Below are 15805 nucleotides of genomic sequence, written 5' to 3'. Positions count from 1 at the left end.
ATCGCGCTCGTGACGAACGGATCGATCCGGGCCCCCGCACGCCGCGGAGCGTAGCGAAACCGGGCTCACCGCCCGCCGGCACGCCCGGCGAGCTCAGTGCTCGTTCTTGATCACGAAGTAGGAACCGCGGATGGTTCCGGCGAGCTTCGACTTCTGCCGCGCGAACTTGAACCGGGATTCCAGCTCCGCGGGGATCTCCATCCCGTCCGACAGCTTGAACCCGACCGCGCGCTTCGACGCGTCGGCGATCGTGTACATCACGTTGATCGACAGACCGCTCTCGTAGAAGACGTACGCGATGCGGATGTTCTCGACTTCGAACTCCGTCGCCTCCAGCGGGGCCGACGAGATCACGAGGTCGCGCTCTTCGGCGAGGATCCGATGCACCCAGTCGACGGTCTTCTTGCCCTTGCTCGCCGGCTCCACCGTGAAGACGTGGTCGTACTTGTTCTTGAAGTAGCGCGCCTCGTTCGCCCGCAGGCCCGCGAGCGCCGCCGCGACGGGCGACGACTCGAGACCGACGGTCGAGACGTTCGTGAAGTCCACGGTGTACGACATCGATCGGGTCTCCTCGGAGGATCAGTCGACGCGGGCCGCATCGTTGCAGTCGATGCCGATCCCGGTGGGGACGCAGGCCATCGACTCATTGTGGCGTTTCGATGTCCGCTTCGATGTCACACGGTCGTGCGACACTGCGCGCATGCCCTTCGGACAGACCGCCGGTCCCCCGGCGACGCCCCGCCAGGTGAAGGAGCTGCTCGAGCTGCTCCAGGTCGCCGGCCACACCGATTTCCGGGACGCGCGTGGGCCGATGCGATTCAACCAGCGGCAGGCCGCGGGCCGCTTCACGCGCGACGAGGCCGACGGGTTCATCGAGCAGCTCCAGGCCACGGCCGACGGCGAAGCCGACACGCCCGTGGAAGCGCCCGTCGTCACCCGCGCGCCGCACCCGTCCACGGCGGAGCGCGCGCTGCGCCGGTTCTCGGATCAAGCGCTCGCGGCGGAGCTGCAACGCCGCGGCTGGATCGTCGTCGAGCCGTAGCGCGGCGCCCGGCGCGCTCGCAGCCGCGTTCAGACCGGCCGGCCCTCGAAGTCGCCGATGAGCGAGACCCGCGAACGATCGCCCTCCGACGGCGACGCGAACGCGGCGCGCTTGGTCTCGTAGTACGCGGACCGCAGATCGCCCTCGCGCGCCGCGTTGTACGTCGGGTAGAGCGCGCGGCGCGGGCGGTTCGTCGGGTTCGGCCCGCTGCGATGGGGCGTCCGGCTGTGGAACCACAACGTCTGGCCGGCACGGACCGACACCGGAGTCCACTCCAAGCGCGCGACGACGTCCGCGGCGACACAGCCGCGCCCGTCGACGGGCAGCACCTCGTCGAAGCAGCCCGACACGACTTCCAGGCCACCGTTCGTCGCGTCGGCATCGTCGATTGCGACCATCGCGGACGCGTGCACGTCGATCATCGGGTACGCGGGCGCGTCCTGATGGGGTGAGAAGCCCGCGCCGCCGGGGAGCTTGTAGTTGATCTTCTCCTTGTAGAGCACGGCGGGCTCACCGAGCAGCGCGCCGGCGATGTCGACGAGCGCGCCGTCGCACAGCAGTGCCCGCAGCGGAGCGTGCATCGGCACGAAGTTCTCGGTGCGACACAGCATCGGCCCGACGTCGGTGCCCTCGTAGTGCTGCATGACGCCCTGCTCGCCGTCGGCGAGCGCCGCGACCTCGTCGACCCAGCCCGACAAGGCGGCCGCGACCGGCGCGGCGAGCGCGTCGACCGCGACCCAGCCGTGCGTGCGGAAGTGCTCGACCAGTGCGTCACGCTCGGCGCCCGAGACCCCGAACGCCTCGACTCGCGGCGCCATCGTCATCCCGGAAGTATCGCCGAGCCGCGCGGCACGCCGATCGTCAGGCGTGCGGCTCGCCGAGGAGCACGTTGTCCGGGATCGCGACCTTCGACTTCCCCGTCGCCTCGTACCGGTACGTGTAATACGCGAGCTTGCGCTGCGTCATGTCGGTCGACGTCAGCCCGAACCAGTTGTCCTTGTGCTTCGTCGAACCGCCGGTGTCGCGGAACTCGAACACGAAGAAGGGACCCGCGAACGGGAACGTCTGCCACGTCTGCAATGCGTTCACCATCATCGCGGCCTGGTTGTTCTCGTCGACGTGGCCGTCTTTCGGGACGCCGTTCGTCGGCGCGCCGAACTCGGTCGCCCAGATGAGCTTGTTGCCGTCGCCGTTGTCGACCATCAGCTGCCGCACCGTCGTGGTCCGGTTCCAAGGGCGACTCTTGTCACACGACTGCGTCGGGAAGCACGGATACGAGTACGGGTGCCAGCTCACGGCATCGAACGAGCCCTGCACGCCGTACTGGTACATCGACGCGAGGAACGAGTCCCCGGAGATGCCGCCGCGCTTGTTGTTCTGCGCGCCGAGGCCGCCCGTGAGCACCGTGATGTTCGGGTCGACAGCCTTGATCGCCGGGTAGCTCGCCTGCATCAAGCGTGAGTACGCGCACGCGTTCGCGGTGCGCCAGTCGGAGTGCGGGCCCGGCAGGTTCGGTGCGTTCTGGAGCTCCATCGCCTGGACGCGCGCGCTGCCGTAGCGCTGCGCGACCTCACTCGCGAAGTTCGCGTACGCGAACACGTCGAAGTCCGGCGCGACCGGGCAGTCGGCGACGGGCGGCGGCGACCGATAGGCCCACAGCGGCACCTGGCCGATGATCGCGTCGAGCTTCATGCCCTGCGCCTGCACCATGTTCACGAGCCGGTCGACCAGTAGCCAGTGGCCCTCGTTCGGACGGTCGTGCTCGACCAGCGACCACGGGATGTCGGCACGGACCCACTCCGCGCCGGCGAGCTTCATGAGGCCGATCTCCTTGTCGAAGAGCGCCGCGCTCTCGTTCGTGAGATCGGCACCGGACGAGATGCCGAAGTAGCCGGGTGCGAACGAGGGCCGCGCCGTCGCCGCAGGACGCGCGTTGCCGGCGTCCGCGCTCAGCGGCGTCGTCGCGACGACGCCAGCGACGATCGAGACGAGCGCGCCGATCGTGCACAACCGCGCGCGCACGGAGTGCCGGGTCGTCGCGCGCCCCATCGAATTCAACCCGTCAGCTTGACGATCATGGTCCCCTCGACGGGTCCCTGCGGATCGACGATCACCGTGAACTTGCCTTTCGCGTCGAGCGTCGCGGGCCCGAGCACGAAGTTGGCGTCGCAGCCGTCGACGGACGCGAGCACGCTGCCGTCGGGGCGAACGAGCGAGACGACGACTCCCGGACATCCGGTGAACGTCGACCACGACACCGTGACCGTGCGGACCTGACCCGCGCTGCCCTTGAAATGGAAGTGCCCATTGGCTCCCGGTTGCTGCGCGGTGAACGACTTCGGCGTGCCGCTCGGAGCGATGGTGCGCACGTCGTCCACGACGGTGTAGATCTGCGCCCGCACCGTGCCGTCACTCGCGCCCTGAGGGTCGATGGCGAGCTGCCACGTGCCGGTCGCGTCGAGCGTCACCGCATCGAGGAACGCACCGTCGGCACAGGTGCTCGGCACGGCGACCGAGTTCGTGCCGTCGGGCCGTACGAGCGTGAGCGCGACGCCCGGGCACGCGCCGCCGGTCAGGCTGCTCGAGACGACGGCCGAGATGCGCTGCCCGGCCGTGCCCGAGAACGTGAGCGTCGCGTTCTGCCCCGGACGCTTGACGATGACCTTGAGGCTCTTGCCCGTCGACGCGGTCGGCTTCGTGAGCTCGTTGAACGTGTACGCCTGGATGCTCGCGTCGAGCGTGGTCCCCACGGGCTGCACGACGAACGTCCAGGTCCCGTCTTGGTCGAGCACAAGTGCGTCGAGGAACGCGTCGGCGTCGCAGCCGTCGACCGGCGCGCCGAGCGTCGTGCCGTCCGGCCGCACGAGCGCCAACGTGTAGCCGGGGCAGCCGCCGGCGAAGGACGCGTTCGAGACCGCGGCCGACACGTTCTGGCCCGCGGTACCCGTGAACGTGTAGTCGCCGCTCTGCACGGCGTTCAGATGGAGGCCCAGGCGCGCGCCGTTGAGCGCGATCGCACGCACGTCGTTCGTCGCGACGAATGCCTGCACCGTCGCGGTCCCCGTCGCCGGTCCTTGCGCGTCGACGCGGAAGCTCCACGTGCCGGTCTGGTCGAGCGTCTGCGCAGCGAGCTGCGTGGTGTCGGTGCAGCCGGTGACGGGACTCCCGAGGGTCGTGCCGTCGGGGCGCACGAGCGAGAACGCGAACGTCGGGCACGACCCCGAGAACGTCGCGCCCGTCACCTGCGCGGTGATCGTGGTGCCCGTGGTCCCGTCGAACTGCAGGAGGCTGTTCTGTCCGGGCTTCAAGAGGTTCGCGCTGACACCGGGACCGTTGATCTTGATGCTGCGCACCTGATCGGTCGCGTCGTACGCGGTGAGCTGCGCGCTTCCGGTCGCGCTTCCCTGCGGGTCGACGCGCAGTGACCAGGTGCCCGTCTGATCGAGGAGTTGCCCGTCGAGGAAGCCGGTGTCGCCGCATTGGCCGACGGGGGTCCCGAGGGTCGTGCCGTCGGGGCGCACGAGCGCGAGCGTGTACGCGGGACAGCCGGGGAACGTCGCGGCGGCCACGGTCGCCGACACCTTCTGCCCCGCCGTCCCCGCGAACGAGTAGATGCCGTTCTGACCGTCGCGAGCGAGCTCGACGTCGACGGCGCCACCGTTCAGGATCAGCGGCGCGTGCTGGTCGGTGTTGTCGAGAACCTGCAGCGCGGCCGAGCCGGTGCTGTCGAGCTGCGGATCGACGCGCGCGGTCCAGGTGCCCGCCTGGTCGATTGGTATCGCGTTGAGGGACGCGGTGCTGGTGCACGTGCTCGTGGTCGCGGCCTGACTGCCGTCGGGCCGGACGAACGACAGCGCGACGGTCGGACACGCTCCGCTGAACGCGGCGCCGGTGAGCGCCGCCGAGACCGGTTGGCCGACGGTCGGCGTGAACGTGAACGCGCCGTTCTGGCCGGGCGTGCCGAGACTCACCGCGGTCGCGGGCGCGTCGAGCGTGATCGGCGCGCTCTGGTCCGCGGGAACGCTCCACGCGCGCAACGTTGCCGATCCGATGTCGTTCTGCTGCGGATCGACGAGGAAACCCCAGGTTCCGGTGTTCGTGAGCGTTCGCGTCTCGAGCACCGCGGTCGAGCCGCAGGTCGTCGCGGTGGACCCGAGCTTCGTGAAGTCCTGGTAATAGAGCGACAGCGCGACCGCGGGGCAGTCGGGCCCGAACGTCGAGCTGGTGAGCTCGGCGAAGACGCGGGTGCCCGCCGTGCCGCTGAACGTGTAGATGCCGTAGTCACCGGACTTCGTGAGCGTCACCGTGACCGGCGAGCCGTTCAACGAGATCGAGCCGACGGCCGCGTCCGCGGAACGAACCCCGATGCCCGCGCACGCACCGACAATCACGATCGCGACCATGAACCGTCGCATCAGACCCACCCCCGCCCTCCCTGGCGGTCACAGTGTGGAGGCAACCGCGCTCGCACCGCAACAGAAGGACGCATCGCGGCGTCGCTCGTGAGTGTCAACGCGCGCTGGCGTTCCCCTTGTGAATCGTGTGGTGATCGAAGATCCACTCATGACGGCGGCGTGACGTTCCTCGCGGCGCTCGTTCAGGACGGGGGTGCGCAGGTCGTGGCGCCCATCGAGCACTTCACGACGAGGTCGTAGTCCAGGACGCTCGATGACGTGGTGGTGTCGGGTCCCACGGACTCCGTTCCGTGCCGCGGGATGCGCCCCTTGACCTCGGTGACGCCCTTCGGCAACCGGATCGTCAGCGGCGCGGGGCTCTGCAACACGACCTCGAAGGGCTCGGCCGACGTCGTGTTCGTCGCGTGGCAGACGCCGTGCGCGTTGTAACCCCACACGTGCGCTGCGTTCGTCGCCTGCGCGATCCCGAAGAACGACCCGCCGCCGTTCCACGGCTCCATCGAGTACGTGCGGTTGCCCTGGGGGTCGATGCGCACGCTCAACGGGCCGCCCGACCCTCCCGTGAGCGCTCCGGACCAGTCGTCGGTCGAGCTGTCCTGCCTGCCGCACTCCTCGTCGCCGCGCCCTTGGAAGAACGTTCCGCTGCCGGATCCCGTCGCCAAGATGCCCGCCGGATCGGGACGGCCCAGATCCTCGAGGGTCGTCGTGAGCGAGTCGCTGCCGCGATCGAGGTACAGCGGATCCCCGTGATGCGCGCCTGTAACGGCCGTTCGCAAGGATCGCCCGATTCGAGACGCACCCGGCGCCGTGAAGGGGGACCGCAGATGCACACGGTCACTGCAGCTCGCAGGAATCACCGAGCCACTTGGGCCGCGCCGGCCCTAGTGGTGGCCATGGCGGTCACATTCGTTTCGATGGGCACGCTCGCCGCCCCGGCGGCCGCCGCGGGCCGCGCTCCTGGTCCGGCCGCGGCGGCGATCGGCGCGTCAGGCCGGGCGCGCTCGACCAGCGGAGCGGCGCTCGTCGGAAACGCACGCCGGGTCGGTGTCGCGCCCGCGGCACCCGCGCACTCCGTCGCCCTCGGGACGCTCGCCTCCTCCACCGCGATGCACCTCATCGTCGCGCTCCAGCCGAGCGACCCTCACGGCCTCGAGCAGTACGCGACCGCGGTCGCGACGCCGGGCAGCGGCGCGTACCGCCGTTATCTCTCCCCGCACCAGTTCGCGCAGCACTTCGGCGCGACCCCCGCCGCGCTCGCGGCGACGAGCGCCGCGCTGCGCGCCGAAGGCCTGCGGGTCGGCACGGCGTCGGCCAACCGCTTGAGCCTGCCGGTCACCGGCTCCGCCGCGCGCGTCGGCGCGGCCTTCGGCACGGGGTTCCGCCGGTACCGACTCGCCGACGGACGGACCGCGTTCGCCAACACCGCCGCGCCCCTGCTGCGGCCGGCGATCTCCGCGCTCGTGCAAACCGTGATCGGGCTCGACACCGTGCACCAGCCGCAGCGGATCGGAGCGGGCGACGCGGCGGCACCTCCCGCGCGCGCGGCAGCCACGACTGCGAAGTCTGCGGCATCGCAGGTGGTCACCGGCGGTCCGCAGCCCTGCGCGGCCGCGTCGTTCGCGGGCTCGGCCCTCGGGGCCTTCACCGCGGATCGCCTCGCGTCCATGTATCGCTTCTCGCCCCTGTACGGGACCGGCGCGTTCGGCCACGGCGTGCACGTCGCGCTGATGGAGCTCGAAGGGAGCGACCACGGCGACGTCGCCGCGTACCAGGCGTGTTACGGCACGAACGCGACCGTGAACTACGTCCCCGTCGACGGTGGAAACGCCACGCCCCGGACCCCCGAGACGAATCTCGACATCGAGACCGTCATCGGTCTCGCTCCCCAGGCGACGGTCGACGTCTACCAAGCCCCGCCGGCGGGGAACGCCTTCTACGACGTGCTGAACGCGATCGTGACCGCCGACACCGCGCCGGTCGTGTCCATCTCGTGGGGCAGCTGCGAGCTCGTGACGGCACGCAGCGATCTCGAACCGTTCACCACGCTCTTCGCGCAGGCCGCGGTGCAGGGCCAGACGGTCTTCGCCGCGTCGGGTGACGACGGCAATGTCTGCGCCGAAACGTTGGGTGGGGACCTCAGCGTCAACTTCCCCGCCGACGACCCGTACGTCACCGGCGTCGGGGGCACGCGGGTCGTCGCCGAGGGATCGCCGCCCTCGGAAGTCGTGTGGAACGGCTGTACGGGCATCGGGTGTACGGCGGGCGGCAGCGGCGGAGGCATCTCGACCGCATGGCCGATGCCGTCGTACCAGGCGGACGCACCGGCGGGACTCCACGTGATCAACGCGAACTCCTCGGGCGCGCCGTGCGCCGCGGGATCCGGCTTCTGTCGTGAGGTACCCGATGTCGCGGCCGACGCCGCTCCCAGCACGGCCTACGTCGTCTACGAGGGAGGATGGACCGCCGTCGGCGGCACGAGCGCGTCGGCTCCGCTGTGGGCGGCGATGACCGCGCTGATCGACTCGACGCCGGCGTGTGCCGGTACGAGCGTCGGCTTCGCCAACCCCGCGCTCTACCGCGCCGCGGCCCGGTCGTACGCGACGTACTTCAACGACGTCACGGTCGGGAACAACGACGAGAGCAACGGCAACCACCCCGGGCTCTTTCCGGCGGGCCCGGGTTACGACATGGCGACCGGGCTCGGGACACCGAACGCGGCGGCACTCGCCGGTGTGCTGTGTCAGGGTCCGACTGCCTACGTCACGAACTCCGCCGCGAACACGGTGACGCCGATCGTCGGGAACGTGGCCGGCGCGCCGATCACCGTGGGGACGGCCCCGTTCGGCATCGCGATCACGCCCGACGGCACGACCGCGTATGTCGGGAACACCGGATCGAACACGGTCACGCCGATCTCGACGATCACGAATACTCCCGGTACGCCGATCCCCGTCGGCTCGCTGCCCGAAGGGCTCGCGATCACACCCGACGGCAAGACCCTCTACGTCGCGAACGGCTTCTCCGACACGGTCACCCCGATCTCGACGGCGACCAACACCGCGGGAACGCCGATCCCCGTCGGCGTCCAACCGAACGGTCTCGCGATCACACCCAACGGGAAGTTCCTCTACGTCGCGAACTCGCAGTCGAACACGGTCACGCGGATCACGGTCGCGACGAACACGCCGAGCAAGACGATCGTCGTCGGCACCACGCCGCGCCAGCTCGCGGTGACGCCCGACGGCAAGACCGTCTATGTCGCGAACTCCGATTCGAACACGGTGACGCCGATCGCGACCGCGTCCAACCGCGCGGGCGCGGCGATCGCCGTCGGCGCGGAGCCGTTCGGTGTCGCGGTCACCCCTGACGGCTCGACGGTCTATGTGAGCAACTCCGGATCGAACACCGTCACACCGATCGCGACGGCGACCAAGAGCGCGGGCGCGGCGATCGCAGTCGGCGCCTCGCCCTTCGACCTCACCGTCACCCCCGACGGATCCGCAGTGGAGGTGACCAGGTACGGCGACGACTCGATCGTGTCGATCGCGACCGCGACCAACACGGCGGGAGCCGCGGTGCCGGTCGGCCACCAACCGCAGGGAATCGCGATCGCGCCGGATCAAGGCCCCGTCGCCCGGTTCACGCACGGGGTCGGCCTCGCGATGTCGTTCAGCGCCCTGACCTCGGGCGCGCCGGGGACGCCGATCGCGACCTACACCTGGGACTTCGGCGACGGCACCGCCCCCGTCAGCACCGGCGCGGCGGACGTCAGCCACACCTTCGCCCGGCAGGGTTCGTACCGCGTGCGACTCACCGCGACCGACACGACGGGCACGGCGACGACGCGCGTGTTCACGGGGCGCACGGTCAGTCGGAACGGCGCCAAGTCGGCGACGGCGACCACGCTGGTCGTCGCGCAACCCGTCGATGCGTACATCTTGGACACGAACAACGACTGGCTGGCGCCCCTCGACGGGAGCGCGCCCACGGCGGTCGGGACCTACGCGTTCAGTTTCGCGATCACACCCGACGGTCGGACTGCGTACGTTGCCAGCTACGCCGAGAACACGGTGACGCCCGTCACGATCTCGACGCACACCGCGGGCACGCCGATCGCCGTCGCCGGCGGCCCGGACGCGGTGGCGATCTCCCCCGACGGCAGCACCGTGTACGTCGCAGGTGAGGACGGCAACATCGTCACCCCCGTCGACACCGCGACGGGCACGCCCCGCGCGGCCATTCCTGTCGGCGCGCAGCCGGGCGGCATCGTCGTCACGCCCGACGGCAAGACCGTCTACGTCGCGAACTCCGCGGACAACACGGTCACGCCGATCACGGCTGCGACCGGCGTGACCGGTCCGGCGATCCCGGTCGGGGCGAAACCGAGCGCCGTCACGGTCACACCGAACGGCAAGACGGTCTACGTCTCGAACTACCTCGGCAACTCGGTCACGCCGATCACGGTCGCGACCGACACCGCGGGGCCGGCGATCCCGGTCGGGGCGCGCCCGATCGGTGTCGCGGTCAACCCGAACGGCAGGACCGTCTACATCGCGAACTCCGCGGACAACACGGTCACGCCGATCACGGTCGCGACCAATGCAGCCGGCCCGGCGATCCGCGTCGGCCTGAGCCCGTACAGCATCGCGTTCTCGCCGGACGGCGCCCTCGCGTACGTCGCGGGGCTCGGCACGCTGCATGGCGACGGCAGCGACGGGGTCACCCCGATCCAGACCGCCACCAATGCGGTCGGTGCACGAATCCCGACGACCGTGGGAACCTACGAACCGCGGCCGATCGACATCGCGACCCTGCCCGACCAGGCACCCTCGGCCGCGTTCAGCGCCGTTCGAGGGCGGGCCGGGCAGCCGACGCAATTCGACGCCTCGGCATCGATCGCGAACGGCGCGCCGATCGTCAGCTACCAGTGGACCTTCGGCGACGGCTCCTCGGCGGCGGCGACCACGCCGACGGTTGCGCATACCTACGCGGTCGCGGGGAACTACAGGGTGAGGCTGACGTTGACCGACGCGTACGGCACGTCGACCAGGGTGGTCTTCACCGGCCGGACGGTGAGCCGCAACGGTTCCAAGCACGCCGCCGTCACCGTGACGGTCCGCATCAAGAGCTGACGGACGGCGCGCGTTCGAGACCGCCGACGAGCACGGTGCTGCGTGCGTGCGTGCGTGGGGCTAGATGGATTCGAACCATCGACCTCATCCTTATCAGGGATGCGCTCTAACCGACTGAGCTATAGCCCCCGGAACCGAGCGGGCATCGTACCAGCGGGGCATTTGCAGGCCCCGGGCGATCAGCGGCCTTCGTCCTCCTCGACGACCGTGATCACGACGCCACCCATCATCTCGGCGAAGAGGTTGTAGAACGCGGCCGCCACGACCGTGATGATCGTGCCGACGCTCACGATGACGAGTCCGAGCAGCGTGAAGCCGCGCAGGATTCGCCACGACAGGAACGTGAAGTCGTTCGAGCCGAGCAGGTCGCGCATGAAGTTCTGTACGGAGTCGATCACGCCCGCGACGCTCGCGATCTCCCACAACGCGATCGCGGCGACGAGCACGACGACCAACGCGCCGAGATAGAAGCAGATCGCCAGCTTCAGCACCGACCACAGATCGATCTTCGTGACCGTCTGCCGATAGCTGCGGCGGTTCGCGCGACCGACCGGGGCGACCACGAGGTTGCGCTTGCGCTGCTTCAGACGCTCGCGCCGGCTCAGCATCGGCGTCGTCGACGCGGCCGCGCCGGTGTCGCCGTCCGCGTGCGCGTCGGTGTGCGCGTCTGCGTCCGCGTCGAACGCGACGCGCTTGGCCACGTCAGTCACCTTCGTCCTCGGGCTCGACCGGCGGCGCGCCATCCGCGACATCCGCGTCGTCCGCGTCGTCCGCGAAATCCGTCGCGTCGCTGTCCGCGTCCGCGGTTGCAGCCTCGTCGCCCACCGTCTCGAGCACGCGCGCGACCGCGACGACGCTCTCGCCCTCGTCGAGGCGCGCGACGCGCACACCGGTGGCGGCGCGTCCCTGCTGCGAGATCTCGTTCACGCTCATTCGGACGATGTTTCCCCCCGACGAGAACACCAGCATCTCATCGTCCGCCGAGACCGTGAATGCAGCGACGACCTCACCCCGCTCCGCGGGCAGCTTCATGCCGCGAACGCCCTGGCCACCCCGGCCCTGGCGATGGAACTCGTCGAGCGGAGTGCGCTTGCCGTGACCACTCGACGACACGAAGAGCATCACCGCGCCCTCGCGGGCGACATCGCAGCTCACGACACCATCATCGCCGTTCTTGAGTCGCATCCCGCGGACACCGGCTGCGGCCCGCCCCATCGGGCGAACGTCCTCCTCGGAGAACCGGATGCTCATACCGTCGCGCGACGCCATGACGATGTCGTCGCGCCCACTCGTCTGCACGACGCGCACGAGCTCGTCGCCCGCATGCAGGTTCAGCGCGATGAGCCCCGACCGCAGCGACGAGTCGTACTCGCCCATGCGCGTCTTCTTCACGGTGCCCCGACGCGTCGCGAAGAACAGGTACGCACCGTCTTCGTAGGTGCGCGTGTCGATGATCGCCTCGATGTGCTCGTCGGGCTGCAGCGAGATCAGGTTGACGAGCGCGATCCCGCGCGCGGTTCGATCCTTCATCGGAATCTCGTGCGCGCGCAGTCGGTAGACGCGACCGCGGTTCGAGAAGAACAACAGGTACGCGTGCGCGGTCGTCGTGAGCAGATGCTCGACGTAGTCCTCGTCGCGCAGCTTCGCGCCGGCGACGCCGCGTCCGCCGCGCGCCTGCGTGCGGAACGCGTCGGCCGCGACCGTCTTCACGTAGCCGTTGTGCGACAGCACGACGACGAGCTCCTCATCGTCGATGAGGTCGAGCGTGTCGATCGCGCCGGGGTCGAACGTGATCTTCGTGCGCCGATCGTCGCCGTACACCTCGCGGACGTCGAGCAGCTCGTCGCGGATCACGCCGCGCAGCTTGGCCTCGTCGGCGAGGATCGACTCGAGCTCCGCGATCTTCGTCTGGAGCTCGTTGTACTCGTCGCGCAGGTTCTGACCTTCGAGCTGCGCGAGCCGGCGCAGCGCCATGTCGAGGATGTGCGCGGCCTGGATCTCCGAGAACGAGAAGGGCTCGGCCTGCAGCGCGTCGCGTGCGGCCGCCGCGTCGGCGCTCGCGCGGATCAACGCGATGATCGCGTCGATCATGTCGAGCGCGCGCAGGAGTCCCTCGACGATGTGTGCGCGTTTGCGCGCGTTGTCGAGCCGATACTGCGACCGCCTCGTGATGACCTCGACCTGGTGCGCGATGTAGTGGCCCAGTGCGTCGCGCAGATTGAGCAATCGGGGCACACCGTCGACGAGCGCGAGCAGGTTGACGGGGAAGCTCGTCTGCATCGGGGTGTGCTTGTAGAGCAGATTCAGCACCACCTGCGCGTTCGCGTCGCGCTTGAGGTCGACCACGAGCCGCACGGTGTCGCCCGCGGACTCGTTGCGCACGTCGCGGATCCCGTCGACGCGGCGGTCGTCGACGATCTCGGCGATCTTCTGGCCGATCACCTCGGCCGAGGTCTGGTACGGGATCTGCGACACGACGATGCTGACCCCGCCGTTGCGCCCTTCCTCGATCTCGGCGACCGCGCGCATGCGCACCGAGCCGCGCCCGGTCTCGTAGACCTCGTCGAGTCCCGCGCGTCCGAGGATCAGCGCGCCGGTCGGGAAGTCGGGCGCCTGCACGAACTGCTGCAGGTCCTTCACCGTCGCTTCGGGATTCGCGAGCAGGTGGACGGTCGCGTCGATGACCTCACGCAGGTTGTGCGGCGGAATGTTCGTCGCCATCCCGACCGCGATGCCGCCGCCGCCGTTGACCAACAGGTTCGGGAACCGCGCGGGCAGCACGAGCGGCTCGTTCGTGCTGCCGTCGTACGTCGGCTGCATGTCGACGGTGTCTTCGTCGATGCCGTCGAGCAATCGCATCGCGAGCGGCGCGAGGCGCGACTCCGTGTAGCGCGACGCGGCCGGCCGGTCGTTCGGGTCCGGAGATCCGAAGTTGCCGTGGCCGTCGATGAGCGGATACCTCAAGGAGAAGTCCTGCGCCATGCGCGCGAGCGCGTCGTAGATCGCGCTGTCGCCGTGCGGGTGGTACGAGGCCATCACCTGACCGACTGCGTTCGCGCACTTCTTGTGCGGCCGCTCCGGCCGCATCCCCTGCTCGTACATCCCGTAGAGGATGCGGCGGTGCACCGGCTTCAAGCCGTCGCGCGCGTCGGGCAACGCGCGCGCGGTGATGACCGACATCGCATAGTCCAGGAAGGAGCGTTCCATCTCCTCCTGGATCTCGATGGGCTCGGTGCCACCACCGAGTGTCTGCTGGCCGTCGTCGGACATGACTGAAAGGCTTTCGACGATCCTCAGATATCGAGGAAGCGGACATCCTTGGCGTTCGCCTGGATGAAGGTGCGGCGCGACTCCACGTCGTCACCCATGAGGCGCGAGAACGTGTCGTCGGCGATGGCGGCGTCCTCGACCGACACCTGGAGCAGCGAGCGCGACTCCGGCGCCATCGTGGTGACGCCGAGCTCCTGCCAGTCCATCTCGCCGAGACCCTTGAACCGGCTCACCTCGATCTTGCGACCCTCGTGCGACCCCTCGAACGCCGCGAGCGCGGCCTCGTCCTTGAGGTACGTGCGCTCCTTGCCGATGTCGGCGCGGAACAGCGGCGGCTGCGCGATGTACACGAAGCCCTGCTTCACGAGCCCGGGCAGCTGCCGGTAGAAGAACGTCAGTAGCAGCGTGCGGATGTGACTGCCGTCGACGTCGGCGTCGGTCATCACGATGATCTTGTGGTAGCGCACCTTCTCGGAGTCGAAGTCCTCGGCGATGCCCGCGCCGACCGCGGTGACGAGCGCCTGGATCTCCTCGTTCTTCAGCATGCGGTCGATGCGCGCGCGCTCGACGTTCAGGATCTTCCCGCGGATCGGCAGGATCGCCTGGAAGTGCGGGTTGCGTGCGCGCTTCGCGCTGCCGCCCGCGCTGTCGCCCTCGACGATGAAGAGCTCGGCTTCCTCGGGGTTACGCGACGAGCAGTCGGCGAGCTTGCCCGGCATCGACGCGGACTCGAGCAGTGACTTCCGGCGCGTGAGGTCGCGGGCCTGACGAGCCGCGACACGCGCCCGTGCCGCCTGCACGATCTTCGTGAGGATGGCCTTGGTGTCGGTCGGGTGCTCCTCGAGCCAGTCCCCGAGCTTCTCGTTCGTGACCTTCTCGACGAGCGACCGCATGTCGGTGTTGCCGAGCTTCGTCTTCGTCTGCCCTTCGAACTGCGGGTTGCGCAGCTTCACGCTGATGATCGCGGTGAGCCCCTCCCGGATGTCCTCTCCGAGGAGGTTCTCGTCCTTCTCCTTCAGGAGGCTCTTGGCCCGCGCGTACTTGTTCACCGCGTTCGTGAGGGCCTTCTTGAAGCCCTCCTCGTGCATCCCGCCCTCGGTCGTGGCGATGTTGTTCGCGAACGAGTGGAGGCCTTCGTTGTAGCCCGTGTTCCACTGCATCGCGAGGTCGACCTCGCTCGTGTCGCTCGAGTCCGCGAAGGCGATCACGTGCTCCGAGAGCGGCTCCTTGGACGCGTTCAGGTGGCGCACGAAGTCGCTGATGCCACCGTCGTACTTGAACGTCTGCTCGATCTGCGGGTCCGGGCGTTCGTCACGGAACACGATCTCGAGACCACGGTTCAGGAACGCCATCTCGCGTAGTCGCTCCATCAGCGTCTGCGCGCGCAGCTCGGTGTCCTCGAACACCGAGCCGTCGGGCCAGAACGTCACCGTCGTTCCCGAAGCGTCTTCCGGCGCGTCACTGACGCGCTCGAGCGGACCCTGCGCCTGACCACCGTCCTTGAACGACATCTCGTACCGGCCGCCATTGCGTGTGATCTGCAGGTCGAGGCGCGTCGACAGTGCGTTCACGACCGACACACCGACACCGTGCAGACCACCGGAGATCTTGTAGCCCTCGCCACCGAACTTGCCGCCCGCGTGCAGCGTCGTGAGCACGACCTCGGCTGCGGACTTGTCGGGATAGTCGGGGTGCAGATCGACCGGGATGCCGCGGCCGTTGTCGTCCACGCGGCAGCCGCCGTCGCTGAGGAGCGTCACGACGATGCGCGTGCAGAAGCCCGCCATCGCCTCGTCGACCGCGTTGTCGACCACCTCGTAGACGAGATGGTGGAGGCCCGACGGACCGGTCGAGCCGATGTACATACCGGGGCGCTCACGGACGGGTTCGAGACCCCGGAGCACCGTGATGTCTTTGGCGTCGTACGCCACGAGAAGCACCCTCTT

The 15805-nt window shown here is 69.3% G+C and carries 10 protein-coding genes and 1 tRNA gene; 2 read left to right on the top strand and 9 right to left on the bottom strand.

Annotated elements, in window-relative coordinates; all coding sequences use genetic code 11:
• Positions 1-93: 93 nt before the first annotated feature.
• Entirely contained in the window at positions 94-558 is a 465-nt protein-coding gene (locus VH914_01620; GenBank protein HEX4489878.1) for a phage tail protein, read from the bottom strand.
• Positions 559-700: 142 nt separating this feature from the next.
• Here VH914_01620 and VH914_01615 point away from each other — a divergent pair, with 142 nt between their 5' ends.
• Positions 701-1042: a hypothetical protein gene (locus tag VH914_01615; protein ID HEX4489877.1), complete on the top strand. Its 342-nt coding sequence runs from the start codon at positions 701-703 to the stop codon at positions 1040-1042.
• A 29-nt stretch (positions 1043-1071) separates the two neighbouring features.
• On the opposite strand, the gene VH914_01610 is transcribed toward VH914_01615, so the two are convergent.
• The 4 genes from VH914_01610 to VH914_01595 form a co-directional block, all read right to left on the bottom strand.
• Positions 1072-1866: a phytanoyl-CoA dioxygenase family protein gene (locus VH914_01610; protein ID HEX4489876.1), complete on the bottom strand. Its 795-nt coding sequence runs from the start codon at positions 1864-1866 to the stop codon at positions 1072-1074.
• Positions 1867-1903: 37 nt separating this feature from the next.
• Positions 1904-3091, bottom strand: coding sequence for a cellulase family glycosylhydrolase (locus tag VH914_01605; GenBank protein HEX4489875.1), 1188 nt, complete (start codon positions 3089-3091; stop codon positions 1904-1906).
• Positions 3092-3096: 5 nt separating this feature from the next.
• Entirely contained in the window at positions 3097-5457 is a 2361-nt protein-coding gene (locus VH914_01600; protein HEX4489874.1) for a hypothetical protein, read from the bottom strand.
• A gap of 182 nt (positions 5458-5639) precedes the next feature.
• Positions 5640-6233, bottom strand: coding sequence for a hypothetical protein (locus tag VH914_01595; GenBank protein HEX4489873.1), 594 nt, complete (start codon positions 6231-6233; stop codon positions 5640-5642).
• A gap of 138 nt (positions 6234-6371) precedes the next feature.
• Between VH914_01595 and VH914_01590 the strand changes: the two genes are divergently transcribed.
• Positions 6372-10589, top strand: coding sequence for a PKD domain-containing protein (locus tag VH914_01590; GenBank protein ID HEX4489872.1), 4218 nt, complete (start codon positions 6372-6374; stop codon positions 10587-10589).
• A 55-nt stretch (positions 10590-10644) separates the two neighbouring features.
• Here the strand turns inward: VH914_01590 and VH914_01585 are convergent.
• From VH914_01585 to gyrB, 4 genes are all read right to left on the bottom strand, one after another.
• Positions 10645-10718 (bottom strand) — tRNA-Ile (locus VH914_01585).
• Between the two features lie 50 nt (positions 10719-10768).
• Positions 10769-11290 carry a DUF3566 domain-containing protein gene (locus VH914_01580; protein ID HEX4489871.1) on the bottom strand — a complete coding sequence of 174 codons (522 nt, stop codon included), beginning with the start codon at positions 11288-11290 and terminating at the stop codon, positions 10769-10771.
• 1 nt (position 11291) lies between these two features.
• Positions 11292-13859, bottom strand: a complete 2568-nt coding sequence (gene gyrA / locus VH914_01575; GenBank protein ID HEX4489870.1) for a DNA gyrase subunit A — start codon at positions 13857-13859, stop codon at positions 11292-11294.
• Positions 13860-13882: 23 nt separating this feature from the next.
• Positions 13883-15790 (bottom strand): DNA topoisomerase (ATP-hydrolyzing) subunit B, encoded by a 1908-nt coding sequence (gyrB, locus tag VH914_01570; GenBank protein ID HEX4489869.1) that lies wholly within the window; start codon positions 15788-15790, stop codon positions 13883-13885.
• Positions 15791-15805: the final 15 nt, after the last annotated feature.

It is taken from the genome of Acidimicrobiia bacterium (genome assembly GCA_036271555.1).
In the GTDB taxonomy this organism is placed as follows: Bacteria; Actinomycetota; Acidimicrobiia; order IMCC26256; family PALSA-610; genus DATBAK01.
This window is presented reverse-complemented; position numbering and strand designations above follow the sequence as displayed.

Bases quoted from the DNA above. Each gene is read 5' to 3' on its own strand.
- VH914_01620 (HEX4489878.1), bottom strand. From the start codon at position 558: ATGTCGTACACCGTGGACTTCACGAACGTCTCGACCGTCGGTCTCGAG.
- VH914_01605 (HEX4489875.1), bottom strand. From the start codon at position 3,091: ATGGGGCGCGCGACGACCCGGCACTCCGTGCGCGCGCGGTTGTGCACG.
- VH914_01590 (HEX4489872.1), top strand. From the start codon at position 6,372: ATGGGCACGCTCGCCGCCCCGGCGGCCGCCGCGGGCCGCGCTCCTGGT.
- VH914_01615 (HEX4489877.1), top strand. From the start codon at position 701: ATGCCCTTCGGACAGACCGCCGGTCCCCCGGCGACGCCCCGCCAGGTG.
- VH914_01610 (HEX4489876.1), bottom strand. From the start codon at position 1,866: ATGACGATGGCGCCGCGAGTCGAGGCGTTCGGGGTCTCGGGCGCCGAG.
- VH914_01600 (HEX4489874.1), bottom strand. From the start codon at position 5,457: ATGCGACGGTTCATGGTCGCGATCGTGATTGTCGGTGCGTGCGCGGGC.
- gyrA (HEX4489870.1), bottom strand. From the start codon at position 13,859: ATGTCCGACGACGGCCAGCAGACACTCGGTGGTGGCACCGAGCCCATC.